This is a genomic window from Streptomyces sp. UC4497 (genome assembly GCF_054871485.1).
Window position 1 is genome coordinate 234,379 of the sequence record NZ_JBTYHB010000010.1, and the last position, 25,007, is coordinate 259,385.

At 71.7% G+C, this 25,007-nt stretch carries 21 protein-coding genes; 12 read left to right on the forward strand and 9 right to left on the reverse strand.

All coding sequences use genetic code 11. The annotated features are described in order from the left end of the window. Positions 1-60 precede the first annotated feature (60 nt). From ACYSUO_RS17010 to ACYSUO_RS17040, 7 genes are all read right to left on the reverse strand, one after another. The gene (locus ACYSUO_RS17010; protein ID WP_461776984.1) at positions 61-1,341 is read right to left on the reverse strand and encodes a YeeE/YedE family protein; all 1,281 of its coding nucleotides are present in this window, start codon (positions 1,339-1,341) and stop codon (positions 61-63) included. Between the two features lie 217 nt (positions 1,342-1,558). Further along, positions 1,559-1,978, reverse strand: coding sequence for a TOBE domain-containing protein (locus ACYSUO_RS17015; RefSeq protein WP_461776985.1), 420 nt, complete (start codon positions 1,976-1,978; stop codon positions 1,559-1,561). 80 nt (positions 1,979-2,058) lie between these two features. Then, a complete protein-coding gene (locus ACYSUO_RS17020; RefSeq protein ID WP_461776986.1) occupies positions 2,059-3,144 on the reverse strand; it encodes an ABC transporter ATP-binding protein in 1,086 nt (361 codons plus the stop codon). Then, positions 3,141-3,968, reverse strand: coding sequence for a molybdate ABC transporter permease subunit (modB, locus tag ACYSUO_RS17025; protein ID WP_461776987.1), 828 nt, complete (start codon positions 3,966-3,968; stop codon positions 3,141-3,143). The genes ACYSUO_RS17020 and modB overlap by 4 nt, the downstream gene beginning before the upstream one ends. Then, a complete protein-coding gene (modA, locus tag ACYSUO_RS17030; protein WP_461777011.1) occupies positions 3,965-4,765 on the reverse strand; it encodes a molybdate ABC transporter substrate-binding protein in 801 nt (266 codons plus the stop codon). The genes modB and modA overlap by 4 nt, the downstream gene beginning before the upstream one ends. Positions 4,766-4,956: 191 nt before the next feature. Further along, on the reverse strand, positions 4,957-5,352 hold the full coding sequence (locus ACYSUO_RS17035) for a TOBE domain-containing protein (RefSeq protein ID WP_267071799.1): 396 nt from the start codon (positions 5,350-5,352) through the stop codon (positions 4,957-4,959). Between the two features lie 73 nt (positions 5,353-5,425). Continuing rightward, entirely contained in the window at positions 5,426-6,052 is a 627-nt protein-coding gene (locus ACYSUO_RS17040; protein WP_461777012.1) for a TOPRIM nucleotidyl transferase/hydrolase domain-containing protein, read from the reverse strand. Positions 6,053-6,307: 255 nt separating this feature from the next. On the opposite strand from ACYSUO_RS17040, the gene ACYSUO_RS17045 reads away from it, so the two are divergent. After that, complete coding sequence (locus tag ACYSUO_RS17045; protein WP_461776989.1) at positions 6,308-8,995, forward strand: ATP-binding protein; 2,688 nt, start codon at positions 6,308-6,310, stop codon at positions 8,993-8,995. Between the two features lie 35 nt (positions 8,996-9,030). Here ACYSUO_RS17045 and ACYSUO_RS17050 read toward each other — a convergent pair whose 3' ends face one another. Then, complete coding sequence (locus ACYSUO_RS17050) at positions 9,031-9,702, reverse strand: GntR family transcriptional regulator (protein WP_461776990.1); 672 nt, start codon at positions 9,700-9,702, stop codon at positions 9,031-9,033. Positions 9,703-9,843: 141 nt separating this feature from the next. On the opposite strand from ACYSUO_RS17050, the gene ACYSUO_RS17055 reads away from it, so the two are divergent. From ACYSUO_RS17055 to ACYSUO_RS17100, 10 genes are all read left to right on the forward strand, one after another. Next, positions 9,844-12,792, forward strand: a complete 2,949-nt coding sequence (locus ACYSUO_RS17055; RefSeq protein WP_461776991.1) for an AMP-binding protein — start codon at positions 9,844-9,846, stop codon at positions 12,790-12,792. Between the two features lie 108 nt (positions 12,793-12,900). Next, a complete protein-coding gene (gene madL, locus ACYSUO_RS17060; protein ID WP_461776992.1) occupies positions 12,901-13,329 on the forward strand; it encodes a malonate transporter subunit MadL in 429 nt (142 codons plus the stop codon). Between the two features lies 1 nt (position 13,330). After that, on the forward strand, positions 13,331-14,095 hold the full coding sequence (gene madM / locus ACYSUO_RS17065) for a malonate transporter subunit MadM (RefSeq protein WP_461776993.1): 765 nt from the start codon (positions 13,331-13,333) through the stop codon (positions 14,093-14,095). A 92-nt stretch (positions 14,096-14,187) separates the two neighbouring features. Beyond that, positions 14,188-15,462 (forward strand): GDSL-type esterase/lipase family protein, encoded by a 1,275-nt coding sequence (locus tag ACYSUO_RS17070; RefSeq protein WP_461776994.1) that lies wholly within the window; start codon positions 14,188-14,190, stop codon positions 15,460-15,462. 85 nt (positions 15,463-15,547) lie between these two features. Further along, positions 15,548-16,120, forward strand: coding sequence for a TetR/AcrR family transcriptional regulator (locus ACYSUO_RS17075; protein ID WP_461776995.1), 573 nt, complete (start codon positions 15,548-15,550; stop codon positions 16,118-16,120). 90 nt (positions 16,121-16,210) lie between these two features. Next, entirely contained in the window at positions 16,211-17,392 is a 1,182-nt protein-coding gene (locus tag ACYSUO_RS17080) for a GDSL-type esterase/lipase family protein (protein ID WP_461776996.1), read from the forward strand. A 54-nt stretch (positions 17,393-17,446) separates the two neighbouring features. Continuing rightward, the gene (locus ACYSUO_RS17085; protein ID WP_461776997.1) at positions 17,447-18,892 is read left to right on the forward strand and encodes a glyceraldehyde-3-phosphate dehydrogenase; all 1,446 of its coding nucleotides are present in this window, start codon (positions 17,447-17,449) and stop codon (positions 18,890-18,892) included. Positions 18,893-19,290: 398 nt separating this feature from the next. Next, a complete protein-coding gene (locus ACYSUO_RS17090; protein ID WP_461777013.1) occupies positions 19,291-20,214 on the forward strand; it encodes a TauD/TfdA dioxygenase family protein in 924 nt (307 codons plus the stop codon). Between the two features lie 127 nt (positions 20,215-20,341). Next, the gene (locus ACYSUO_RS17095; protein WP_461776998.1) at positions 20,342-21,526 is read left to right on the forward strand and encodes a sensor histidine kinase; all 1,185 of its coding nucleotides are present in this window, start codon (positions 20,342-20,344) and stop codon (positions 21,524-21,526) included. After that, positions 21,523-22,173: a response regulator gene (locus tag ACYSUO_RS17100; protein ID WP_461776999.1), complete on the forward strand. Its 651-nt coding sequence runs from the start codon at positions 21,523-21,525 to the stop codon at positions 22,171-22,173. The genes ACYSUO_RS17095 and ACYSUO_RS17100 overlap by 4 nt, the downstream gene beginning before the upstream one ends. A 15-nt stretch (positions 22,174-22,188) precedes the next feature. Here the strand turns inward: ACYSUO_RS17100 and ACYSUO_RS17105 are convergent, their stop codons facing one another. Beyond that, the gene (locus ACYSUO_RS17105) at positions 22,189-22,560 is read right to left on the reverse strand and encodes a VOC family protein (protein WP_461777000.1); all 372 of its coding nucleotides are present in this window, start codon (positions 22,558-22,560) and stop codon (positions 22,189-22,191) included. A gap of 173 nt (positions 22,561-22,733) precedes the next feature. On the opposite strand from ACYSUO_RS17105, the gene ACYSUO_RS17110 reads away from it, so the two are divergent. After that, positions 22,734-24,845 (forward strand): MMPL family transporter, encoded by a 2,112-nt coding sequence (locus tag ACYSUO_RS17110; protein WP_461777001.1) that lies wholly within the window; start codon positions 22,734-22,736, stop codon positions 24,843-24,845. Positions 24,846-25,007: the final 162 nt, after the last annotated feature.

The following is a 25,007-nucleotide window of genomic DNA, read 5'->3' on the forward strand; positions in this document are numbered from 1 at the left end:
GGGTCCGGGAGCACGCTGTGTGCTCCCGGACCCGCCTTTTCTCTCTGGTGTTCTACGAGGTCAGCAGACGCTGTCCGACGGCTTCGGGTTGCCGAGGCCGAACAGCGGGCGAAGCCGCAGGCCGGCCCACGTGCCGAGGATGGCGACGGCGCCCCAGATCCAGCCGTGCAGCGAACCGGAGACGATGCCCGCGAGGTACGCGCCGATGTTGCAGCCGCCCGCGAGCCGTGCGCCGATCCCCATCAGGATGCCGCCGACGACCGCGGCGACCGCCGTACGGGCGGGGATGCCGCGGTGCAGCTTCCACACGCCGCCCGCCGCGGCGGCGACCGCCGCGCCGACCATGATGCCGATGTCGGTGAGGCTGGTCTTGTCGGCGAGCACCGGCCCCGCCAGCTGGGCGGAGTTGCCGGGCTGCTGCCAGAACGCCCACGTCTCGGGGGACCCGCCGAGCGCGCCCACCGCCTTCGAGCCCCACAGTGCGAACGCGCTCGTCACGCCCCACGCGCCGCCGGACACCAGCAGCACACCCGCGCCGAGCACCGCGAGCACCACGGCGCCCGCAGCCAGCGGCCAGGAGCCACGGACCGTACGGAGCAGCGCGCCCTTCGCCGACGGCGGGGTGCCGACCGGCGGGGGATTGCGGCGGGCCTGCACGGCGCGCGCGATGAACCAGATCGCGGCGAGCGCGACGATGGTGATCGCCCAGGAGCCGAACCAGCCGACGTGGTCGGACAGCAGGTACGGGTCGAGCGCCGGCAGATCGCTCCAGAGCCCGAACTGCCAGGCGGCGAGGGTGGAACCGACGATGAACCCGAAGAGCGTGAGCACGATCGAGCTCTGCCCCGAGCCGACGGCGAACAGGGTTCCGGACGCGCAGGCGCCACCGAGCTGCATGCCGATCGCGAACACGAACGAGCCCACGATGAGGCCGATGCCGATCGGCCCCGCACTGGGCGCGGGCACCGAGCCGAACAGCCCACTGCCGGTGCCGATGATCAGCGCGAAGAGCGTCGCCGTGGTGCCGAGCAGCAGGGTGTGCGCCCGCAGCCCGGTGCCGTTGCCGACGGCCACGAGCTGCCGCCAGGCGGAGGTGAAACCGAACCGCGAGTGGAACAGGGCGAACCCGAGCCCGAGACCGAGCAGCAGCAGGATGCCCGGCTTGGCACCGTGCGCCGCGAACACGTAGGCGTCGAGCGCGGCGCCGATGACCCCGGCGCCGACGAGCGGCCCCCACCGGGTGGGCGGCGCGGCCTCGGCGACCGGGGCGGGCGAGGAGGTGGGGGACGGGGCGATCAGGGCGGCGCGCGGCGGCGCCCCGGCGGGGGGAGCGGTGGTCACGGCAGTTCTCCGGCAGGTGGAGTGGGAACGTTCGGGCGCGGTGGAGAAACGTCAGCGACGACAGAGCGCGTCGTCGACACTCCACGTCGTGGCCGCGAAGAGCGCGAGAGCCAGGTGACGAGCGGGACCGAACATGTGCGCCACTTTAGGGTTTCCGCCGGATTCCGTGGGAGCGCGTCTCACATCGCGGGCGCGACATGAGACGCGAGCGGGTCCCTCAGGCCGTGGCCAGCGACACCTCTGTCGACTTCAGCAGGGCGACCACCGTCGTCCCGGCCGCCAGACGCAGGTCGGCGGCGGCGTCCTTCGTGATGGCGGCGGTCAGTTCCGCCCCGCTGATGTCGACCCTGACCGAGGCCATGGCGCCCCCGGTGGCGACGTCCTTGACCGTGCCGGGCAGCTGATTGCGGATGGACAGGCCCTCGACGGGCGCTGTCGCGAGCGCCACCTCGGTCGACTTGACCAGGGCGCGGACCGCGGACCCCGAGGCGAGGCCCAGGTCCTTGACGGACTCGAGGGTGATGGCGGCCGTGAGGTCCTGGCCGCCGTCGAGACGGACCTTGACCGTCGCCATCACCTCGCCCGTGGTGACGGCCGTGACGGTGCCGGGAAGCTGGTTGCGGATGGAGAGGGCCATGGCGATGCGCCTCGCAAAGTCGGGTTTATGGGGCTTTTGCGCGTGCTTCACACTAGAGCCCGGGTAACCCGAAGGACCCGTCACGCCGGGTACGCGTGCGTCTGTGTCGCCTTGACCGTGGCCCACACCGTCGCGCCGGGGTGCAGGTCAAGTTCGGCCGCCGCCACCGTCGTGAGGTCCGCGGCGAGGGGGAGGTCGCCGGAGAGGGCGGCGCGGATCTGGTCCCCGTGCGTCTCCATTCCGCTCACCTCGCACCGCCACAGGTTGCGCGCGCTCGACCCCGTGGGCCGCTCCCGGTGCAGTGTCACCGCGCTGGGCGGAAACGCGACGAAGACAGGGCCGTTCAGCTCCTCCGTCGTCGTGATCGCGGGGCCGTCGTCGTCGACGTGGACGGTGTGGCCCTCGGCGCGGCCGCGGTACAGGTTGAGGCCGACGAGCTGGGCGATGTAGTCCGTGCGCGGGCGGCGCGCGACGTCCGACGGGGCGCCGTCCTGGACGACGTGGCCGTGCTCGATGACGACGAGCCGGTCGGCCAGCACCATCGCGTCCAGCGGATCGTGGGTGACAAGCACCGCCACCGCCTCGAACTCGGCCAGGTGGCGGCGGAGTTGGGCGCGCACGTCCAGGCGGGTGCGGGCGTCGAGCGCGGCGAGCGGCTCGTCGAGGAGCAGCAGCCGCGGCCGCGTGGCGAGCGCACGGGCGAGCGCGACCCGCTGGGCCTGCCCGCCGGAGAGCCGACGCGGCTTCGCCCCGGCGTGCTCCGCGAGCCCCATCCGGTCGAGCCAGGCCTGCGCCTGCGCCCGAGCCTCCGCCTTCGCGGCACCCTGGCAGCGCGGCCCGAACGCCACATTGTCGAGGGCGCTCAGGTGCGGGAACAGCAGGTAGTCCTGGAACACCACACCCACCGGGCGCGACTCGGGCGGCGTGCCGTCGAGCGGGGTGCCATCGAGGTGGAGGTGTCCGGCGTCGAGGGGTGTCAGTCCCGCGAGCGCCCGCAGCGCGGTCGTCTTCCCGGCCCCGTTCGGCCCGAGCAGCGCGACGACGTCGCCGGGGTTCGCGGTCAGCGCGACGTCCAGCCGAAAGGTGCCGCGGTCCACGACGAGGTGCGCGTCGAGCCCCGCCCCCGCCACGTCCTCGGGCGCCACCGTCTTCTGAAGGTCGGTCATGACGCGGTCATCCAACGGTCACGCAGGCCCGCGAGCACCGTGATCGACACGGCGAGCAGCACCAGGCTGAGGGAGATCGCCGCGGCCGGGTCGCTCTGCATGGCGAGGTACACGGCGAGCGGCATGGTCTGGGTGCGGCCGGGAAAATTGCCGGCGAAGGTGATCGTCGCGCCGAACTCGCCGAGCGCCCGCGCCCACGCGAGCACCGCGCCTGCCGCGATCCCGGGCGCGATCAGCGGCAGCGTCACCCGCCGGAACGCGGTGAACCGGGAGGCACCGAGCGTCGTGGCGGCCTCCTCGTAGCGCGGATCGGCCGCCCGCAGCGTGCCCTCGACACTGATCACGAGGAATGGCATCGCCACGAACGCCTCGGCGATCACGACACCGGTCGTGGTGAACGGCAGCGTGATCCCGAACCAGGAGTCCAGATACTGCCCGACAACACCGTTGCGCCCGAGCGCGGTGAGCAGCGCGACGCCGCCCACCACCGGCGGCAGTACCAGCGGCAGCGTCACCAGCGCCCGTACGAGACCGCGCCCCGGGAACTCCGTGCGCGCGAGCAGCCACGCCAGCGGCACCCCGAGCACCAGACTCACCAGCGTCGCCAACGTGGCGCACACCAGCGACAGTTGGAGCGCCTGCCACACCTCGGGACTGGTCAGCTGCTCGGGCAGCTGCGCCCACGGGGCCCGTACGAGCAGTGCCACCAGCGGCACCACCAGGAACGCAAGGCCCACGAGCGCGGGTACGAGCAGCGGCAGCGGAGGGACGCGGCCACGGCGGCGCCGCGACCCGCCCTCCACGGTGTCGTGCACTGCGGTCACGGCTTCAGGAACCCGGCATCGGTCAGCGCCTTCTGCCCGTCGGCGGACTTGACCAGCTCGATGAACGCCTTGCCGGCCTCGGCGTTGGGCGCCTTCTTCAGCGGGGCGATCGGGTAGTCGTTGATGGCGTCCTTGGACTCGGGGAACTCCACGCCCTCCACCTTGTCACCCGCCGCGTGCACATCCGTCTTGTACACGATCGCCGCGTCCGCCTCCTTCAGCTCCACCTTCGTCAGGGCGCTCTTGACGTCCTGCTCGTACGAGACCGGGGTGAGCTTCAGCTTGCTGGAGGTGAGGGCCGTCTGCGCGGCGGCGCCGCACGGCACCTCCTTTGCGCACAGCACGACCTTCTGGCCGGACTTCGTGAGGTCCTTCAGGGACGACACCTTGTGCGGGTTGCCGGGGAGGGTGGCGATCTCCAGCTGATTGCGGACGAAGGTGCTCGGCTTGCCGTCGGCGTCACCGGCGTCGGTCACCGTCTTCATCGTCTTGGGGCTCGCGGCCGCGAACACGTCGGCGGGGGCGCCGCCGGTGATGCCCGCGGCGAGGCTGTCGCTGCCGCCGAAGTTGAAGGTGACCTTGGTGCCGGGGTGCTCCCTCTCGAACTGCTTGCCCAGCTTCGTGAAGCTCTCCTTGAGGGAGGCAGCGGCGAACACGTTCACCGTCCCGGACAGCTTCTTGTCGCTGGAGGCGGAGCCGGAGGAGTCCGCGTCGGAGGATCCGGACCCGGAGTCGGACGATCCACAGGCGCTCAGCGTCAGCAGCGCCACGGCCCCCACGCCGGTCACCTGCAGCATGCGGCGGGTCGTGGTCCTGCGCGCGGAACGGGTTGTCACGGTTCAGCTCCCCTGCTGTGTCCTGGAACGCTTACGGCGACCATACTGCCGCAACTGCCAGGGGTAAGTCGCCTGTGGGTTCGCATGATCCCGGTGGGTGGACGGTACGGGTGCGCATGTGCGTTTCTACGTGCCCTGGGGGTGGAAGCCGCTCACGCACGGTCGATATGGACATTCGTCGACTTCACGCGCGCCGTGGCCTCCATGCCGACCTCCAGGCCCAGCTCCTCCACCGCCTCCCGCGTGAGCAGCGAGACCAGCCGGTGCGGCCCGGCCTGGATCTCCACCTGGGCGGCGACGTCGCCCAGCTTCACGGCGGTGACGATCCCGGGGAACGCATTGCGCACAGAGGTGTACGAGGGGTGGTCGTCGGCGTCGTCGCCCGCGGCCAACTCCACGGAGAACGCGGCGAGATCCTTGCCCTGGACGACCCGGTGCCCACTCGCGTCGCGGTGTGTGACGATCCGCCCGGCATCCGCCCACCGCCGCGCGGTGTCGGGACTGACGCCGAGCAGCCGTGCGGCCTGGCCGATTGTGTAGGACTGCATGCGGCAAAGATTAACTTCCGGCCATCCCGCGGAGATCGCTCGGCGCACCTGCCGAGAAGGCGCGGTGGGCCGCCTACAGCTGCGCGAACAGCTCCTCAAGAGGCGCGGGCACGCACCCGGCGTCGTACGCCGCCTCGGTCAGCAGTCGTCCGTAGCGGATCTTGCGGCCCGCCTTGGTGCCGAGGAAGCGGCGCAGGCGGCGGTGCGCGGACCTGTCCTGCTGGGCGGGCTGGCGGGCGAAGGTCTGCCAGGGGTGCCACTCGTCGGCTTCCCGGACGACCTCCTCGACCCGTGCGACGCCGAGTGCGCGGATGAACTCGTCCTCCAGGTCCGCGACGCACACGAAGACGCTGCCGCTGCCCGGCCCGTCGATCTGTCCGTCGGCCGGCTCCAGCGCGCGGTCGTAATAGCGCCGCTCGCGCTCGTCGCACAGCCCGGTCAGCCGCAGCCCGAGCCCTGCAGGCCCGAGCAGCCGGGCGTAGCGGCCGACGTTCATCGCGCCGCCCATGGACACGACGCACACGCCCTCGGCCGCGAGGTCCCGCCCGCGACGCTCGGCGAGCGCGTCAACCGCCGCGACATCACTGAGCCCTTCGAGGAGTACGGCGCCGCGCACCCGCAGACGCCCGGCCAGCTCCCGGGCCGACGTACCGGGACCACCGGCGGCCCACTCGGTGACCGCCTGGTGAAACGCCTTCATGCCTGCCGTGTCCGTCGTCTCCGTCACGCGCTCAATCCTCTGCTGGAAGGGCCGGGAGCCCAACCGAGTATCACGGCGAGGAGGAATCTCGGTCGAACCGCTCCCGCGCCGCACAGCGCCGGTACTAGCCTCGAAGTCCGTTCAAAACGCCCACGCGTGCCGTGGGCACATTCCGCGGGCCGTTTCTACGGGCACGTACCGCGGCCCTATACGGCTATACAGCTAGACGGCTATACGGCGACCCCAGGGACCGGCATGGACGACGCCACACCTTCAGGACCCCGTCTCTTCGAGCGTGACCTCGAAATGGCCGCGGCGACGCGGGCGTTGGACGCGCTGTGCGGTTCGCGGCGCACCGGCGGAGTCGTCGTCTACCGGGGCGAGGCGGGCGTCGGGAAGACCGCGCTGCTCACCCGGATCGCGGACGCCGCCCGCACGCGCTGCACCGTGTACGCGGCGCGGTCGGGCGAGTCCACCACGCATCAGCCCTTCCACCTGGTGCGGCACCTGCTCGGCCCCGCGCTCGGCCCGGCCACGCCGCGGTCCGCGTTCGGTCCTGCCCTCGACGTCGCGGGGCCCGCCCTCGGCCTCAGCGCGCCCGGCGCCCGCCCCGCCGACCCGCAAGGCGTGCGCGACGCGCTCGACGCCCTCCTCGCCGAGCTGGCCCACGAGCGGATCGCCGCGAAGGACGGCCCCCTCGTGCTGCTCGCCGACGACGCCCACTGGGCCGACGGCGAGAGCCTCACCTGGCTCGCCTCCCTCGCGCCACGCCTTGTCGCCCTGCCGGTCCTGCTCGTCGTCGCGCACCGCCCCGAGGAACTCGCGGACGCCTCGCGCGAGGCCGCGGGCAACCTCGCCGCTCTCGCTCGCGCCGCCCGCTTGCACGTCACCCTCCAGTCCCTCACCCAGGAGGCCACCGGCGACCTGGTGCGCGGTGTGCTCGGCGACCTGGCCGACGACGTGTTCTGCCGCGAGGTGTGGGCGGTGACCACCGGAAACCCGTACGAAGCCGTGGAGTTGCTCGCCAAGTGCAGCGCCCGCGGCCTCGCCCCGACGCAGGCCGCCGCCCCGGTGCTGCGCGCCTTCGGCACCACGGCGCGCGGCGGCGGCATCGTGGCCCGGCTCGGTGAACTCGACGCGGACTGCAACCGGTTGGCGTGGGCCGCGGCCGTCCTCGGCACCGACATCACGTTCGCCTCGGCGGCCGGGCTCGCGGGCCTGCCGCCGGAGCGGGCCACCCGGTGCGTACAACTGCTGCGCGAGGCCCGCATCCTGGCACCCGACGGGGGAGCGGGCGGACCGCGCCCGGCCGCCTTCGGCGAGGTCATCGACCCCTCCGAGCCGCTCGACTTCCAGCACCCCCTCGTCGGCACCGCCGTCTACCGCAGCGTCCCGCCCGCCACCCGCACCGCCCTGCACGGCCAGGCCGCCTGGACGCTGACCCGGCACGGACACGGACCCGCCGCGATCTCCCGGCACCTCCTGGAGGTACACCCCGACGACGACCACGAGGCGGTCCGCCTGCTGCGCGAGGCCGCCGCCGAGCACCTGGCCGTCGGCGCCCCCGAAGCGGCCCGCCGCTGCCTGGAGCGCGCCCTGCGCGAACCGCCGTCCGTCGTCGACCGTGCCCAAGTGCTGTACGAACTCGGCTGCGCCTGTCTGCTCTCCTCGCCCGCCACCACCGTCAAGCATCTGCGGGCCGCCCTCGAACTACCGGGCCTCACCGAACAGTTGCGCATCGACGCCACCCTGCGCCTCGCCCAGGCCCTCGCCCACAGCAACCAGATGCGGGATGCCGCGCGCTGCGTCGCCGACAGCGCCGCCGTCACCCCGCCCGGCACCCAGCAACTACGGCTGCTGGCCGCCCGGTTCATGTACGAGGCGTTCCTCGTCGAGGAGGACGACGGGCCCGCGCGGTCCGAGCAGCTCGCCCTGCTCGCCGACCCGCTGCCCGGCGCCGACAACGCCGAGCGCGCCCTGCTGACCCTGCGCGCCTTCGACGCGATGCTGCGCGGCGAGCCCGCCGACGACGTGGCCGACCTGTGCGACCGCGTTCTCGTCAACGGACGGCTCCCGCCCGGTCTCGGCTGGACCGACACCGAATGGGGCTTCGAGATCCCCGCCCTGCTCGGCATCACGCTCGCCTACATCGACCGGCTGCACGACGCGGAGGGCCTGTTCACGGAGGCGCTGCGCACGTTCGAGCTCGGCGGCTGGAGCGGCGCCCACCTTGCCTTCGCGCACATCCTGTGCGGAGCCGTCGAGCGCAGGCGCGGGCGCCTGGTGGAGGCCGAGGCGTACCTGCGCGAGGGGCTGCGTCTTGCCGAACGCGTCGGCGACCGGGTCACCGTCCAGTGGGACGCGCTCTGCCTGCTGATCGACACACTCCTGGCCCGCGGCCACGTTGACAAGGCCCACCAACTCGCCGACGACTACGGGTTCTGCGCGCCCTACCCGGACGCGCTGATCCTCCCCGACGCCCGCTCGGTGCGCGGCCGCCTGCTGCTCGCGCTCGGCCGCACCAAGGAGGCCAGGGCCGAACTCGAGGGCACGGCCGCCTCGACGACGATCCGCGGCCGCCACAACGTGCAGTGGGCGCCCTGGCCCTACGACCTCGCCGACCTGATCGCCGAGGAGGACCCGGAGCGCGCCGCCACGCTGCTCGCCGACGCGCGCCACTGGGCCGGCGTGCTCGGCACCCGCAGCGCCGTCGGCGAGTCGCTGCGCCGAGCGGCCGCGTCGGCACCACCGGAGCGGGCACGCGCCCTGCTCACGGAGTCGATCCACCAGCTCGCCGACTCCCCAGCGGCCTACGAGGAGGCCGCGGCCCGCCTCGACCTGGCCGAATCCACAACCGACCCGATCCAGGCCCGCCGCGCCCTGACCCTCGCGGAGACGTGCGGCGCGGACGGCTTGGCGGAACGGGCGCGGGCGTTGTTGTAGGCACTTCAGGCCCACACCCGCCGCATCCCAAGGGGTCACCCGGCCGCCGGCTCCGTCAAATGCCGCCACGTCCGCACCAGTTGGCTGAACTCCTTCACCTGCACCAGCACATGCTCACGCGCGGCGTCCTCCGCCTGATCCGCCGCCCCCGCGGCAATCGCGTCGGCGATCGCCCGATGCTCCGCCAAGGACCGTCGCATCCGGTCCGGCACCCTCAACTGCAGCCGCCGGTAAGGCTGAAGGGCCCGCTTGAGCGCATGCGCCTGCTGCCGCAGATATTCGTTGCCGCACGAGTCGTAGACGATCGCGTGGAAGCGGGCATTGGCGTAGTAGTACGGGTCGGCGTCGCCCGCGCGCGCATGCTGCTCGCACTCCCGCAACGCGTCCTCGAGCTCGGCCAGCGCCTCACGCTCGATGCGCCGCGCCGAAAGCCGCGCCGCCATCCCCTCCAGCTCCGCCATGACCTCGAAGCGCTCGGCCAGCTCGGACACGCTCAGCTCGGTGACGTACGTGCCCTGCTTCGGGCGGATCTGTACGAGGCCGGACCGCTCGAGGGCCTGCAGCGCCTCGCGCACCGGCGTGCGCGAGCAGCCGAACTCGCGCTCCAGCTCCGCCGGGTCGAGGCGTTCGCCCGGCCGGTACCGGCCGTCCACCACCGCGTTCTCCAGGGCGTCGCGCACGCGTCTGGCCTCAGGGACTCGAGCCATCTCCACCTCCGATTGCTCAGATTATCCGCCCGCTCCAGGGGGTGGCGCCGGTCACTCCTGTGATCTACCGTGCGCTTGTTATATACATCATGCCCCCCGATGCATATCGAGCGTCGTGGGGAGACGCGGGCAGGAGCGCAGATGGAACGGCGTGAGGAACACCGCGACGACCGCCACGACGGCTGGCTGCTCACCGACCTCTATCGGGCCCTCGGAAAGCTCGGCGCACGAGCGGACGGCGGCACCGACCGGTCCACCGCCGACGCCCCGCTCGACCAGCTGCTCGCGGCCTGCGAAGTCCTCATGAGCGACGTCGGCGAGGCCTCCACACGCGCCGTGGCGGCCCGCGCCCTCGCCGCCTACGACGCGCTCGACGACGCCGGCCGGCTCGCCTTCTTCGCCCACATCACCAAGACCTACGACGCCGACGCCGACCAGGTCCGCGCCGCCTACCGCCGCTGGGAGGAGGCCCGCGCCACCGGCTCCCAGGGAGAGGCGGAACTCGTCCGCCTCTTCGACGTCGTCGAGCCGGCCCGCCAGCAGCTGCTGCGCCGCATGAACCACGCGCCCGATGCCACCCTCACCCTGGTCCACATGCGCGCCGACCTGCGCCGCCTGCTGCCCGCCTACCCCGAACTGCGGCCCCTCGACCACGACTTCCACCACCTGCTCACGTCCTGGTTCAACCGCGGTTTCCTGCGCATGGAGGAGGTCACCGTGGACTCGCCGCCCGAGCTGCACCGGCATCTGCTGCGCGGCGAGCGGGTGCACCCGATGGCGTCCGAGGCCGAACTGCGGCGCCGCATCGAGCCCGAGGACCGCCGCGTCTACGCCTTCTTCCACCCGGCGATCGGCGACGTACCCCTGATCTTCGTAGAGGTCGCCCTCGTCCGCGGGCTGCCCGACAGCATCGCCCCGCTGCTCGAACCCGGCCCCGCGCTCAGCCCCGCGCACGCGGACACGGCGGCGCTCTACTCCATCAACAACGCGCTCGACGGGCTCGCCGGAGTCTCCTTCGGCAGCTTCCTCATCAAGCAGGTCATCGAGCAGGTCGGCGAACAACTCCCGCACCTGGCGCAGTTCGCGACGCTGTCACCGATTCCCGGTTTCCGGTCGTGGCTGGAGGCGCGGGCCGAGCAGGAGCCCGAACTCGCCTCCCTCACAGCCGAGTTGAGCAACCCAAGGGCCATCGACGACGCCGAGCGTATCCGTCCCCGGCTGCTCCCGGTCCTCGCCCGCTACATCGTCGCCGAACGCCGCCCCGACGGCCGCCCCCTCGACCCTGTTGCCCGCTTCCACCTCGGCAACGGCGCCGCCGCCTGGCAGCTCGACTGGCCGGCCAACGTCTCGCCCGAAGCCTGGCGTCAGTCCTACGGCGCGATGATCAACTACCGCTACGAACCGGACCAGTTGGAGCGCCGCCACGAGGACTTCGTGCGCCGCGGCGCCGTCGCGGTCGGCGGCCCCCTCGAAGAAGACTTCCCGCAGTGCGAGGCCCCGTACGACCGGGCCTCGGAGGAAAAGAAGAAAGGAACCACCCCGATGAGCGCGCAGACGAGCCACTCGACGGCGACCGCCCCCTTCCGCACCATCCACCGGTCCTTCGTCGAACAGGCGGAACTCCGGCCGGACAAGGCGCTCTTCGAGCTGTCCGACGGGCGCTCCGTGACCTACCGCGAGACCGCGGACACCGCCCGGCGCATCGCGGCGCGCCTCGTCGCCGACGGCGTCACTCCCGGCGACCGCGTCGCCATGCAGGTCGACAAGTCCGTCGAGGCCATCGCCCTCTATCTGGCGACGCTGCAGATCGGCGGCGTGTTCCTGCCGCTCAACACCGCCTACACCGGCGCCGAGATCGACTACTTCATCGGCGACGCCAAGCCCCGCGTCCTCGTCTGCCCGCCGCAGCGCCGCGCCGACCACGCCCACCGCGAGGGCCCGGACCTCGTCGTCGAGACCCTCGGCACCGCGGGCGACGGCAGCCTCCTCGAAGGCGACGCCCGCCACGACGACGTACACGAGGCGGCGGCGGGCGACCCGGCGGCCATCCTCTACACCTCCGGCACCACGGGCCGCTCCAAGGGTGCGATCCTCACGCACGAGAATCTCGCCTCCAACTGCGAGGCGCTGCTGGGTAGTTGGCAGTTCACGTCCGAGGACCGGCTGATCCACGCCCTGCCGATCTTCCACGTCCACGGCCTGTTCGTCGCCGCCAACATGGTGCTCGCCTCGGGCGCCTCCATGTTCTTCCTGCCGAAGTTCGACGCCGACGCGATCGCGGAGCTGCTGCCGCGCGCCACCGTGCTCATGGGCGTGCCCACCTTCTACACGCGCCTGCTCAAGCACGAGAAGGTCACCCCGGAGACGTGTGCCTCCATGCGCCTGTTCGTCTCCGGCTCGGCGCCGCTGCTCGCCAGCGACCACGAGGCGTTCGAGGCCCGCACGGGCCACGCCATCCTGGAGCGCTACGGCATGACCGAGACCGGCATGAACACCACCAACCCGTACGAGGGCGGGCCCCGCAAGCCCGGCACCGTCGGCAAGGCGCTGCCCGGCACCGAGATCCGCGTGGTGGACGCCGAGACCGGAAAGCCGCTGCCCGACGGAGAGGTCGGCAGCGTCGAGGTCCGCGGCCCCAACGTCTTCGTCGGCTACTGGCAGATGCCCGAGAAGACCGCCGCCGAGTTCCGCGAGGACGGCTTCTTCATCACCGGCGACCTCGGCCTCATCGACGAGGACGGCTACCTCTGCATCTCCGGACGCGGCAAGGACCTGATCATCTCGGGCGGCTTCAACGTCTACCCCAAGGAGATCGAGACGCTCCTCGACGCCCACCCCACCGTCCTCGAATCCGCCGTGATCGGCGTCCCGCACCCGGACTTCGGCGAGACGGTCGTCGCCGTCGTCGTCGCCGCGCCGGGCCAGGAGCCGCAGGAGCGGGACCTCATCGGCTCCATCGCCCCCGACCTCGCCCGCTTCAAGCACCCGCGCGCCGTACGCGTCGTGGAGTCGCTGCCCCGCAATGTCATGGGCAAGGTCCAGAAGGCCGAACTCCGGAAGAAGTACGCGGACTTGTTCGCGAAGGCCTGACCACTACCTCGTATCCCCACCCGTACCTCTACCTGTCCTTACGTTCCCCATCTCCACCCCCCACGTTCTCGCTTACTTACTTCCCGGTCTCTCAATGTGGAGAAGACGATGGTCCTCTATGGAGTGGCAGCGCTGGCGGTGTGCATGCTCACGGGCACGCTCGTCGGTGAATACCTGGGCGAGGCGCTCGGCGTCGACGCCAATGTCGGCGGCGTCGGCTTCGCCATGATCATGCTCGTGTTCGCGACCCACTGGCTGCGCCAGAAGGGGAAGTTCCCCGAGGCGAGCGAACAGGGCGTGCTCTTCTGGAGCGCGATGTACATCCCGATCGTGATCGCGATGGCGTCGACGCAGAACGTGTACAAGGCCGTCACCGGCGGTCCGATGGCCCTCCTGGCCGGCCTGGTCGCGCTCGTCGCGGGGTTCGCCCTGGTGCCGGTGATCGCGCGGATCGGCGGAAAAGGGGAGCCCCTGCCGCCCCTGAGTGACGCAGGCGCGGAAGCGTCGGGGACCGCCACCGAGAAGCAGGGGGTCTGACGTGGATACGTTCGTCTCCGTCTGCAAGGACAACGGGCTCATAGTCGCCTTCGCCCTCGTCGGCACGCTGATGCTGGTCTCGGCATGGCTGTCCAAGAAGCTGACCCGAGGGCGGCTTCAGGGCTCCGCCATCGCGATCGTGCTCGGCCTCGCGCTCGCCTACTGGGGCGGCTCGGCGACCGGGGGAGAGGCGGGGGTCGCCGACATCGCCGCGCTCTCCGGGATGAGCCTGATGGGCGGGGCCATGCTCCGCGACTTCGCGATCGTCTCCACCGCGTACGGCGTCGACCTGAAGGAGATCAAGGGGGCGGGGCCCGCCGGCGCCCTGTCGATCCTGCTGGGCGTCGTCGTCTCCTTCGTCGCCGGGGCGGTCGTCGCGGCGCTCTTCGGCTACCGGGACGCGGCCTCGCTCGCGACCATCGGCGCGGGCGCGGCGACGTACATCGTGGGTCCCGTCACGGGCACCGCGGTGGGCGCGAGTTCGGACGTGATCGCGCTGTCGGTCGCGGCGGGGCTGGTCAAGTCCGTGGTGGTGATGGTCGGTACGCCGCTGGTCGCGCGCCTGATCGGCCTGAACAACGCCAAGTCGGCGATGGCCTTCGGCGGCCTGCTCGGCACCACGTCCGGCGTGGCCGGCGGTCTCGCGGCCACCGACAAGCGGCTCGTCCCGTACGGGGCGATGACCGCGACCTTCTACACGGGCGTCGGCTGCCTCCTCGGCCCGTCGCTGTTCTACGTGTCGTTGCGGGCGCTCGTCGGCGGCTGACAGGAAGCAGGGAAGGGGCCCGTGCCGGGCCCCTTCCGCGTTCGTAGCACCGCACCATCCAGACTCCCGTTCACCGGAAGAAGGTTGTGCACATGCCTCGACTTCGTACGCTCACGACCGTCGCAGCGGCCGTCCTCGCCATCGCGGGCGGCGGTCTCGCCGCCGCCCCGCATCCCGCCGAGGCCAGACCCCAACAGGGCGGCGGCAACGCCTGGTTCACCTCCTGGGCCCAGTCCCAGCAGGACGCGGCGACGGACCCGCTGCGCGACCAGTCCGTCCGCACCGTCACGCATCTCAGCCAGGGCGGGGACGGTGTCCGCGTCCGCATCCAGAACACCTTCGGCACGGCGCCCCTGGAGATCGGCGGCGCCTCCGTCGGCCTGAGCGGTACCGGGGCGTCCATCAAGGGCGACACCCACCCCGTCCGCTTCGAGGGGAAGACCCATGTCACCGTCCCCGCGGGCGGCGAGGTGTGGAGCGACGCCACCGATCTCAAGACGGCCGCCCAGGACGACGTGGCCGTCTCCGTAGCGCTCAAGGGCGCGGCCACCCCGGGGCAGCACCGCACCGCGCTGCGTACCAACTACCTCACGCCGGAGGGCACCGGCGACCACACCGCCGACACGAGCGGCGCCGCGTACACGAAGACCGTCGACGCGACCTACCTGGTGAGCGCGGTCGACGTGCACAACCCCCGCCTCAAGGGCAGCTCGGTCGCCTACGGCAGTTCGGTCGTCGACGGCGTCGGCAGCACCAACTGCGGCCCCGGCTGCACCGAGACCGGTACCAACCGCCGCTGGACCGACGACCTGGCGCGCCGCGTGCACGCCGAACTCCCGCGCACCGACCAGGTCGCCATCGCCAACGCGGGCATCAGCGGCACGACGAGCGCGGCCGACTGCCCGGGCGCCCCGTCGAACGTGAAGGGACTCGACGCCGCGAGCCGCCTCAAGCGGGACGTCCTCGCCCTGCACGGCGTCACCTCGGTCCTCTACTACTACGGAACCAACGACCTCGCCTTCGGCTGCGACGGTGAGCAGATCCTCGCCAGCTACAAGAAGGTCTTCAAGGAACTGCGCGACGCCGGCATCAAGATCTACGTCACGCCCATCACGCCCCGCCCCGGCTACACGGACCAGAACAACCTGGACCGCCACACGGTCAACCTCTTTACGAAGAAGGCGAGTTCGTGCGCCGGGACCTGTGACGGAGTCATGGACTTCGACGAGGTCCTGAAGGACCCGCTGCACCCCAACAGCATCAAGCCCGCGTACGACAACGGGGACGGCGTCCACGCGAACATCGCCGGGCAGCAGGCGATCGCCGACTCGATCTCGCTGCGGATGGTGGCCTCCGGGTCCCTGTAGCACCCTGGGATTTGCCTAAAGGCATTAGGTAGATGCACACTGGCTTTTGGTAATAGCCAAGGGTGTGAGGGAAGGGCGTACGGTCATGGCACGCGTCGGACTGACCGCGGAGCGACTGGCCCGGGCTGGTGCCGAACTCGCCGACGAGGTGGGCTTCGAGCAGGTGACCGTCTCAGCCCTCGCCCGGCAGTTCGACGTCAAGGTCGCGAGCCTGTACTCGCACGTCAGGAACTCGCACGACCTCAAGACGCGGATCGCGTTGATCGCCCTGCAAGAGCTGGCCGACCGGGCCGCCGACGCCCTTGCGGGGCGGTCCGGCAAGGCCGCCCTTGTCGCCCTCGCCAACGTCTACCGCGACTACGCCCGCGAACACCCGGGCCGCTACGCCTCCGCCCAGTACCGGCTCGACCCGGAAGCGGTGGCGGCGAGCGCGGGCGTGCGGCACGCGCAGATGACGCGCGCCGTGCTGCGCGGCTACGACCTCACCGAACCCGACCAGACCCACGCCGTCCGCCTCCTGGGCAGCGTCTTCCACGGCTACGTCAGCCTCGAACTGGCCGGCGGATTCAGCCACAGCGCACCCGACTCGGGAGAGAGCTGGGCGCGCAGCCTGGACGCGCTCGACGCACTGCTGCGGAACTGGCCCGCGCAGGCCTGAACCGGCGCCCGCCCGCCGCGCGACCTGCACGGCGAGTCATCCACACCACGGCGAGTCATCCACCCACTTGATCAACAGATTGACGCCCCCATGAGCACCCCGAACCCCGTCCACACATTGACCACCACACCCCTGACGGACGACCTCGTCCACGGTGCGATCGACATTGAGCGCACCGCCCGCGGTCTCCTCCCGCACCGCCTCCCCGCCTGGGCCCGCGCCCAGAACACGGACGGCCAGCTGGCCATGGCCGAGTCCCAGCCCTCCGGTGTACGCCTCGCCTTCCGCACCCGCGCCACCGTCGTCGAACTCGACACGGTGCCGACCAAGCGCGTCTACGTAGGCGTGCCGCCGCGCCCCGACGGCCTCTACGACCTGCTCGTGGACGGACGGCTCGCCGGGCAGGGGAGCGTGACCGGCGGCGACACCCTGACCATCGACATGAGCGCGGGCACCTTCGAGCACGCGCCGGGGGAGCCGGGCACGCTCCGTTTCGCCGGTCTGTCCGAAGACCCCAAGACCGTCGAGATCTGGCTGCCGCACAACGAGACCACCGAGCTCGTCGCCCTGCGTACGGACGCGCCCGTGAAGCCCACCGCACCCCTCGGGGAGTCCGGCCGCAAGGTGTGGCTGCACCACGGCAGCTCCATCAGCCACGGATCCGACGCCGCGGGCCCGACCACGACCTGGCCCGCGCTCGCCGCCTCCCTCAGTGGCGTCGACCTCGTCAACCTGGGCTTCGGCGGCGGCGCCCTGCTCGACCCGTTCACCGCGCGCACCCTGCGGGACACCCCGGCCGACCTGATCAGCGTCAAGATGGGGATCAACCTCGTCAATGCCGACCTGATGCGCATGCGGGCCTTCACCCCGGCCGTGCACGGCTTCCTCGACACCATCCGTGAGGGGCACCCGACCACCCCGCTCCTCGTCGTCTCGCCGATCCTGTGCCCGATCCACGAGGAGACGCCCGGCCCGCTCATGCCCGACTTCAGCTCCGTCGCCGAGGGGCAGATGCGCTTCAAGGCCACCGGCGACCCGGCGGAGGTGGCCCAGGGCAGGCTCACCCTCGAAACCATCCGCGCCGAACTAGCCCGCATCGTGACCCAGCGCGCCGCCGACGACCCGCACCTGCACTACCTCGACGGCCGCGAACTGTACGGCGAGGCCGACCACGAGGAACTCCCGCTGCCGGACGCCGTCCACCCCGATGCGGCCGCCCACCGCCGCATCGGCGAACGCTTCGCCGAGCTGGGGCTCGGCCCCCTGAAATGACAGCCGAGCAGGCGGGTTAGCATATGAGCGCCGCCTAGCTCGAAAGAGACGCACGTGACTGTCAACGACGACTCGTTCACCAACTGGAAGCACCGTGAGGAGACCGCGGAGGCAATGATCCCGATCATCGGGAAGCTGCACCGCGAGCGGGACGTGAACGTCCTGCTGCACAGCCGCTCCTTGGTGAACAAGTCGGTGGTCAGCCTGCTGAAGGCCCACCGATTCGCCCGCCAGATCGCCGGCGAGGAGCTCTCGGTCACCGAGACGATGCCTTTCCTGAAGGCCCTCGCCGACCTCGACCTGGGGCCCTCCCAGATCGACCTCGGCATCCTCGCCATGACGTACAAGACCGACGACCGGGGCTTGAGCGTCGAGGAGTTCACCGCCGAGGCCGTCGCCGGCGCGACCGGCGCCCTGAAGCTGGAGCGCGGTGAGGGCCGCGACGTCGTCCTCTACGGCTTCGGCCGCATCGGCCGCCTCGTCGCCCGCCTGCTCATCGAGAAGGCGGGATCCGGCAACGGTCTGCGCCTTCGCGCCATCGTGGTGCGCGGCGGCGGTGAGCAGGACCTCGTGAAGCGGGCCTCGCTGCTGCGCCGTGACTCGATCCACGGCCAGTTCCAGGGCACGATCACCGTTGACGAGGCGAACAGCACGATCAACGCCAACGGCAACGCGATCAAGGTGATCTACGCCAACGACCCGTCCGAGGTCGACTACACGGCGTACGGCATCAAGGACGCCATCCTGATCGACAACACCGGCAAGTGGCGCGACCGCGAGGGCCTCTCCACGCACCTGCGGCCCGGCATCGACAAGGTCGTGCTGACCGCGCCCGGCAAGGGTGACGTGCCGAACATCGTGCACGGCGTCAACCACGACACGATCAAGCCGGACGAGCAGATCCTGTCCTGCGCCTCCTGCACCACGAACGCGATCGTGCCGCCGCTCAAGGCGATGGCCGACGAGTACGGGGTGCAGCGCGGTCACGTGGAGACCGTCCACTCGTTCACGAACGACCAGAACCTGCTGGACAACTACCACAAGGCCGACCGTCGCGGCCGGTCCGCGCCGCTCAACATGGTCATCACGGAGACCGGCGCCGCCTCCGCCGTCGCGAAGGCCCTGCCGGACCTCAAGGCGCCGATCACCGGCTCCTCGATCCGCGTCCCCGTCCCGGACGTCTCGATCGCGATCCTCAGCCTGCGGCTCGGCCGCGAGACCAGCCGCGAAGAGGTCCTCGACCACCTGCGCGACGTCTCGCTGAACTCGCCGCTGCGCCGCCAGATCGACTTCACGGACTCGCCCGACGCGGTCTCCAGCGACTTCCTCGGCTCCCGGCACGCCTCGATCGTCGACGCGGGCGCGACCAAGGTCGACGGCGACAACGCGATCCTCTACCTCTGGTACGACAACGAGTTCGGCTACTCGTGCCAGGTGATCCGCGTCGTCCAGCACGTCTCCGGCGTCGAGTACCCGACGTTCCCGGCGCCCACCGCCTGACGCCCGGTACCTCTCCCGAGGCCGGTCCCGCTTTCCGCGGGGCCGGCCTCGCGGCACTTGACGGAATGATCAACCGCGGCGCAGGATGGGGCACATGTTCATGCATCGCGCCCACGCTCTCGGAACGGCCCCCGTTCCGGACCGATGTGGTTGCGCGCGCAGCGGCTTGTAGCGGGCTCCTAGACCCCTCGCCGAACTTCCCCGTACGTCTTGTTGTACGCCGTGTTGTGCGCCTTGCTGTACGTCTTGTAGAAGCCACCGCCCTGTAGGGCGTCGGCCGCGCACGTACTACGTACCGCACGCACCACGTCCGCACACCGCACGTACGGATCACTCTCGCGTTCAGCGCGTTCCCTCGTCACTGCGTGCCTGTGGAGGCCCCCTTGTCCGTGACCGAAATGCCCCCTTCTCTTTCGCTGCGCCCCGCCCGCATCCCCGCCGACGGCCTCTACGAGGGGCGCCGCGTGCTGCGCCGCACCCCCGACGGCTGGCAGGACCGCCCCTACGAGCTGTTCGACCTCACCCCGCAGGGCGCCACCATCGGCGCCGAGATCAGCGGCCTCGACCTGAGCCTGCCGCTCTCCCCGGAGCTGCGCGAGGAGCTGAACCGGGCCCTGCTCGAATGGAAGGTCCTGTTCTTCCGCGGTCAGCACCTGAGCAGCGAGCGCCAGAAGGAATTCGCCCGCAACTGGGGCGAGTTGGAGACCAACCCGCTCCTGGAGCGCGGCGACAGCGAGGACGTCGTCCGCTTCGACAAGGGCGCCGGCGGCGTCCCCAGCTACGAGAACGTGTGGCACACCGACGTCACCTTCCGCGAACGCCCCGCCCTGGGCGCCGTGCTGCAGCTGCGCGAGGTCCCGCCGTTCGGCGGCGACACCATGTGGGCCGACATGGCGGCCGCGTACGACAACCTCTCCGACGAGGTGAAGGAGCGCATCGAGGGCACCGAGGCCGAGCACGACTTCCTGCCCGGCTTCCGCCGCTTCTACGGTCCCGAACGCCTCGCCCAGTGGCAGGAGTTGTTCCCGCCGGTCACCCACCCGGTCGTGCGTCGCCACCCGGAGACCGGGCGGCGCATGCTCTTCGTGAACACCTCCTTCACCACCCGGATCCTCGGCATGGAGCGCGCCGACAGCGACCGGCTGCTGCGCCTGCTGTACCAGCAGGCGCATGTGCCGGAGTTCCAGGTGCGCTTCCACTGGCAGCCGGGTGACATCGCGTTCTGGGACAACCGCGCCACCCAGCACTACGCGGTGGCCGACTACGGCGACGCCCGCCGGGTCGCCGAGCGCGTCGCCATCGCGGGGGACCGCCCCTTCTAGGAAACCGGTGCGGCGGCCCGAAATCCCTCTCACCGGCGAGGTGTTGAACGGGCCGCCCCTCGATACTGGCCCCGCAGAGAACTCCGCGAAGACTCTGCACAGGGACCAGGCCACGAGGAGCCGCACCATGCGTCTGCCGCGCCGCACCAGCCCGTACCTCGTCGACGGGGCGCTGGCCGCCCTCGTCCTGTTCGCCGTGTCCCTGCAGTTCCTCTTCCCCGACGAGGACGGCGACCCGCTGTCCTGGCAGGGCTTCCTGCTGGGCGCGGGCACGGCGGTGCCGCTGATCTGGCGGCGGCGCGCACCGCTCCTGTGCGCGGTCCTCGTGACCGTCGCCACCCCGGCCATGGCGCTGTACCACGCACCGCCGCCCGACGTCGTGTACGGCGGACTCGTCCTGCTCTACACGCTCGCCGCGTACGCGGAGCCGGTGCCCCGCCGCGTCATGCTCGTCGGCTGGCTGATCGGGGCGTCGGCGACGATGTCCATGAAGGAGCACGCCGAGCCCTTCGAGTACGCCTTCCACCTGCTCAGCCTCCTGAGCGCCTACGGGTTCGGGGTGCTGGCCCGCACCCAGCGCGCGTACACCACCGCCCTGGAGGAGCGTGCCCGTGCCGTGGAGCGGGAGCGTGAGATCGACCGGGCCCGCGCGGTGACCAGCGAGCGCGCCCGGATCGCCCGGGACATGCACGACGTGGTCGGCCACGCCGTCAGCCTGATGGTCGTCCAGGCCGAGGCGGGCCCCGTCGTGGTGCGCAGCGACCCGGCGCGAGCCGAGGCGGCGTTCGACGCGATCGCGGGCGCCGGGCGCGAGGCCATGCAGCAACTCCGGTTGATCCTGGGCGTATTGACCGACCACGGCAACGGCGCGCGCGGCGTCGGCGACCCCGCCGTCGCACCCACCCCCGGCGTCGCCCGCCTCCCCGACCTGATCCACCAGGTGTCCGCGACCACCGAAGTGGCCGTCACCCTGCGCGCCACGGGTCACCCCCGCCCCCTCGCCCCCGAAACGGAGACCGCCGCGTACCGGATCGTCCAGGAGGCCCTGACCAATACCGTCAAGCACGCGTACGCTGCCCGGGCGGACGTACAACTCGACTGGGGGGAAGCGGAGTTGGCGATCACCGTGACGGACGACGGAACCGGACCTGACGCGCCCGAAGCTGGTGGCGGGCGCGGACTCGTCGGCATCGAGGAGCGCGCCGCGGCCTGCGGCGGCAGCGCGTACAGCGGCCCGGGCCCGCACGGCGGATTCCGGGTGACCGCCCGGCTGCCCGCCGCGCGCCGCCCCGCGGCCGAACACGCGCCATGAGCATCCGCGTCGTGGTCGCCGACGACCAGGAGCTGGTGCGCAGCGGCTTCACCATGATCCTCGACGCGCAGCCCGACATCGAGGTGGTCGCCGAGGCGGCCGACGGCGCGGAGGCCGTCACGGCCGTGCGCCGCCACGCCCCGGACGTCCTGCTCCTCGACATCCGCATGCCGCACATGGACGGCATCGAAGCGGCCCGCCGCGTCTGCGAACAGTCCAGTTGCCGCGTCGTCATGCTGACCACGTTCGACCTCGACGAGTACGTCTACGAGGCGCTGTACGCGGGCGCGTCCGGGTTCCTGCTCAAGGACGTACGCCGCGACGACCTCGTGCACGCGGTCCGCGTCGTCGCTGCGGGCGACTCGCTGCTCGCCCCGTCCGTGACCCGCCGCCTCGTCGCCGACGTGGCACGCCGCAGGCCCAAGTCCCGTGAGATGTCCACCCTTTCGGCCCTCACCGCCCGCGAGCTGGAGACCCTGCGCCACCTCGCCCGCGGCCTCACCAACGCGGAGATCGCCGCGACCCTCCACGTCAGCGAGCACACGGTCAAGACCCACGTCAGCAACGTCCTGAGCAAGCTGCACCTGCGCGACCGGGTGCAGGCGGTCATCTGCGCGTACGAGTCGGGGCTCGTGGAGCCTGGTTAGCCGGGGCGAGCGCACTCAGTCGATCAATGTGCGTTTCGGACGCACCACGCAGAACTCGTTGCCCTCCGGATCGGCCAGCACCGTCCACGACGCGTCGCCGCTCTGTCCCACGTCCGCGCTGCGTGCCCCGAGTCCGACGAGCCGCTCGATCTCGGCGTCCCGGTCCTCGGCGGCGCAGGTCAGGTCGAGGTGCAGCCGGTTCTTGACCGCCTTGCGGTCCGTGACCGGCATGAAGCAGATCCCGACCGGCGCGTTCTCGTCCGGGCCGATCACCACCTCGCGCTCCCGCTCCGACAGGATCCGCCAGCGCAGCGCGCCGGCCCAGAAGCGGGCCAGGGCGGCCAGATCGTGGGCGTCGATGACGATGTGGTGCAGCGAGACTGGCATGCGCGCCAGCATGTCCGGCACGAGCGGCGGCTGTCACTCACCCGTGCGACCCATGCCGCGCGCCCCGACTCCCTCGTACGCGCGAGCCGGGAACCGCCCGCCCCGGCGATCCGCCGCACCCCTCCGCGCGACCACGCTGACGGTGTCCCATCGGAACCCTCCGAGGAGGCGCCGTGCTCAGCGCACTCGCCCGGGCGGCGACCCGCCGCCCCCGTACCGTGATCCTCACCTGGCTCGCCCTGATCGTGCTCGGTTTCGGGCTCGGCACCGGCGTCTTCGGCCGGCTCTCCGACTCGGTGCCTGACGTGCCGGGCACCGAGTCCGACCGCACCGCCGAACTCCTCGACGACATCGACCCGCGCGGCGAATCCCTCAGCGCCGTCGTCGAGGCGCGCCGCGTCACCGATCCCGAGCTGCGCGGCCAGGTCGAGCGGACCGCCGCAGAGCTGCGCCGCATCCCCGGTGTCGCCGCCGTGCCCGACCCGTACGCCACCGAGGGCCTGGCCTCCGCCGACGGCCGTGCGCTCATCGTGCCCGTCGACCTGAAGGGCGGACTCGACGACGACGCGGAGGAGGAGACCGTCGATGCCGTCGCCGACCGGGTCAAGGAGATTGACGGCGCCGATGTGCACGTCAGTGGCGGCCCGCTGCTCGGGCAACAGCTCGGCGAGCGGGCCCAGGAGGACGTCCAGCGCGCCGAGTTGATATCCCTGCCGATCGTGCTCGCGCTGCTCCTGCTGATATTCGGCGGGCTGCGCGCGGCCGGACTGCCGCTGCTCGTGGCGGTCAGCGGCGTGGCGGGCGCCTTCCTCGCCCTGTTCGGCTTCAGCCAGGTCACCGAGATCTCCGTCTACGTGATCCAGGTGACGACCATGCTCGGGCTCGGCCTCGCCGTGGACTACGCGCTCCTTATGGTGATGCGGTTCCGGGAGGAACGCCGGACGAGCGCGGACGTCACCGAGGCCGTGCACCGCACCGTCGAACGCGCGGGCCGCACCATCCTCTTCTCCGGCCTCACCGTCGCCGTCAGCCTCAGCGGACTGCTCGTCTTCCCGAGCCCGTTCCTGCGCAGCATGGGCCTGGCCGTGGCCGCCGTCGTGGTCGTCGACATGCTGGCCGCGCTGACCCTGCTGCCCGCCCTGCTCACCCGGTTCGGCGCGCGCATCGCCCCCTCGAAGCCGCGCGCGCCCGGCACGGAGGGCCGCGTCTTCGCCCGCCTCGCCCTGTTCGCGGCCCGCCGCCCCATCGCCGTGACGACGGTGAGCGTCCTCGCCCTGCTCACGCTCGCGCTGCCCGTCACGAGCCTGCGTATCGACATCGGTGACGCCCGCCAACTCCCCGCCTCCACCGAGGCGCGGCAGCTGTACGACACCATGCAGGAGCACTATCCGGCGGGTGTCGGCGTCGACCCGGTCGTCGTCGTGGCACGCCCCGGCACGGACCCCGCCTTCGAGACCCGCGTGAAGGCCCTGGACGGCGTCGCGTCGTCCGAGACCAGGACCCTCGACGACGGTACCCGCGTACTGCGCGTCACCCCGGCCGGCTCGGTCGACGGAGCCACCGCGACCCAACTCGTGGAGGATGTACGGGCGTTGCGCGGGAGCGATCCGGTGAGCGTGGCAGGCGTCGCCGCCCGGCTCGTCGACTTCCGCCAGATGCTCGCCGACCGCGCCCCGTGGGCCGCGCTCACCGTCCTCGCCGGCATCTTCGCGCTGCTCTTCGCGTTCACCGGCTCGCTGTTGATCCCGCTGCGGACGATCCTCACCACACTGCTCAGCCTCGGTGCCGCGCTCGGCGTGGTGGTCCTCGTCTTCCAGGACGGGCACGCCGCGTCCTGGCTCGGCGGGGAGGGCCTCGGCGCGCTCAGCCTGACCGCGCCCCCGCTGATCGTCGCCATCGCCTTCGGGCTCGCCATGGACTACGAACTGTTCATCCTCGCCCGGATGCGCGAGTCGTGGCGCACCACGGGGGACGCGCAGGAAGCGGTGGTGACCGGGCTGAGGCGCTCGGGCCGCGTCGTGAGCTGCGCGGCACTGCTCCTCGCCGTCGTCTTCGGCGCCTTCATGACGGGCGGCTTCGCGCCCATCCTGGAGATCGGCCTCGGCCTCACCCTGGCGGTCGTGATCGACGCGACGATCGTAAGGATGCTGCTCGTACCGGCGACGATGGCACTCATGGGCAAGCGCGCGTGGTGGGCGCCGCGAGCCCTGCGCAGGGTGCACGACCGGTTCGGCGTACAGGAGGAAGAGGCGTCGAGGGAAACGCTGGTGACGTCGCGTCAGTGATGGTTGGTGCGCACGTGCAGGGGCCCCCGGCACCCCGGGTGCGGGGCCCCCCCACGGCAGGTGGGATGCGGCTTTTTCAGAAGACCGCGCTCGACCCGCCCCCCCCCCCCCGGGCGGGCGCCCGCCCCACCGGGGAGCCGGCACGGACCCCGGGCCGGGACA

What these genes read in the sequence shown, in the direction of transcription:
- ACYSUO_RS17105 (WP_461777000.1), bottom strand. Translation starts at nt 22,560, where the DNA reads ATGCCAGTCTCGCTGCACCACATCGTCATCGACGCCCACGATCTGGCC.
- ACYSUO_RS17050 (WP_461776990.1), bottom strand. Translation starts at nt 9,702, where the DNA reads ATGGCTCGAGTCCCTGAGGCCAGACGCGTGCGCGACGCCCTGGAGAAC.
- ACYSUO_RS17100 (WP_461776999.1), top strand. Translation starts at nt 21,523, where the DNA reads ATGAGCATCCGCGTCGTGGTCGCCGACGACCAGGAGCTGGTGCGCAGC.
- ACYSUO_RS17080 (WP_461776996.1), top strand. Translation starts at nt 16,211, where the DNA reads ATGAGCACCCCGAACCCCGTCCACACATTGACCACCACACCCCTGACG.
- ACYSUO_RS17055 (WP_461776991.1), top strand. Translation starts at nt 9,844, where the DNA reads ATGGAACGGCGTGAGGAACACCGCGACGACCGCCACGACGGCTGGCTG.
- madL (WP_461776992.1), top strand. Translation starts at nt 12,901, where the DNA reads ATGGTCCTCTATGGAGTGGCAGCGCTGGCGGTGTGCATGCTCACGGGC.
- ACYSUO_RS17035 (WP_267071799.1), bottom strand. Translation starts at nt 5,352, where the DNA reads ATGCAGTCCTACACAATCGGCCAGGCCGCACGGCTGCTCGGCGTCAGT.
- ACYSUO_RS17020 (WP_461776986.1), bottom strand. Translation starts at nt 3,144, where the DNA reads ATGACCGACCTTCAGAAGACGGTGGCGCCCGAGGACGTGGCGGGGGCG.
- modA (WP_461777011.1), bottom strand. Translation starts at nt 4,765, where the DNA reads ATGCTGCAGGTGACCGGCGTGGGGGCCGTGGCGCTGCTGACGCTGAGC.
- ACYSUO_RS17075 (WP_461776995.1), top strand. Translation starts at nt 15,548, where the DNA reads ATGGCACGCGTCGGACTGACCGCGGAGCGACTGGCCCGGGCTGGTGCC.
- ACYSUO_RS17045 (WP_461776989.1), top strand. Translation starts at nt 6,308, where the DNA reads ATGGACGACGCCACACCTTCAGGACCCCGTCTCTTCGAGCGTGACCTC.
- ACYSUO_RS17040 (WP_461777012.1), bottom strand. Translation starts at nt 6,052, where the DNA reads ATGAAGGCGTTTCACCAGGCGGTCACCGAGTGGGCCGCCGGTGGTCCC.
- ACYSUO_RS17070 (WP_461776994.1), top strand. Translation starts at nt 14,188, where the DNA reads ATGCCTCGACTTCGTACGCTCACGACCGTCGCAGCGGCCGTCCTCGCC.
- ACYSUO_RS17095 (WP_461776998.1), top strand. Translation starts at nt 20,342, where the DNA reads ATGCGTCTGCCGCGCCGCACCAGCCCGTACCTCGTCGACGGGGCGCTG.
- ACYSUO_RS17090 (WP_461777013.1), top strand. Translation starts at nt 19,291, where the DNA reads ATGCCCCCTTCTCTTTCGCTGCGCCCCGCCCGCATCCCCGCCGACGGC.
- ACYSUO_RS17015 (WP_461776985.1), bottom strand. Translation starts at nt 1,978, where the DNA reads ATGGCCCTCTCCATCCGCAACCAGCTTCCCGGCACCGTCACGGCCGTC.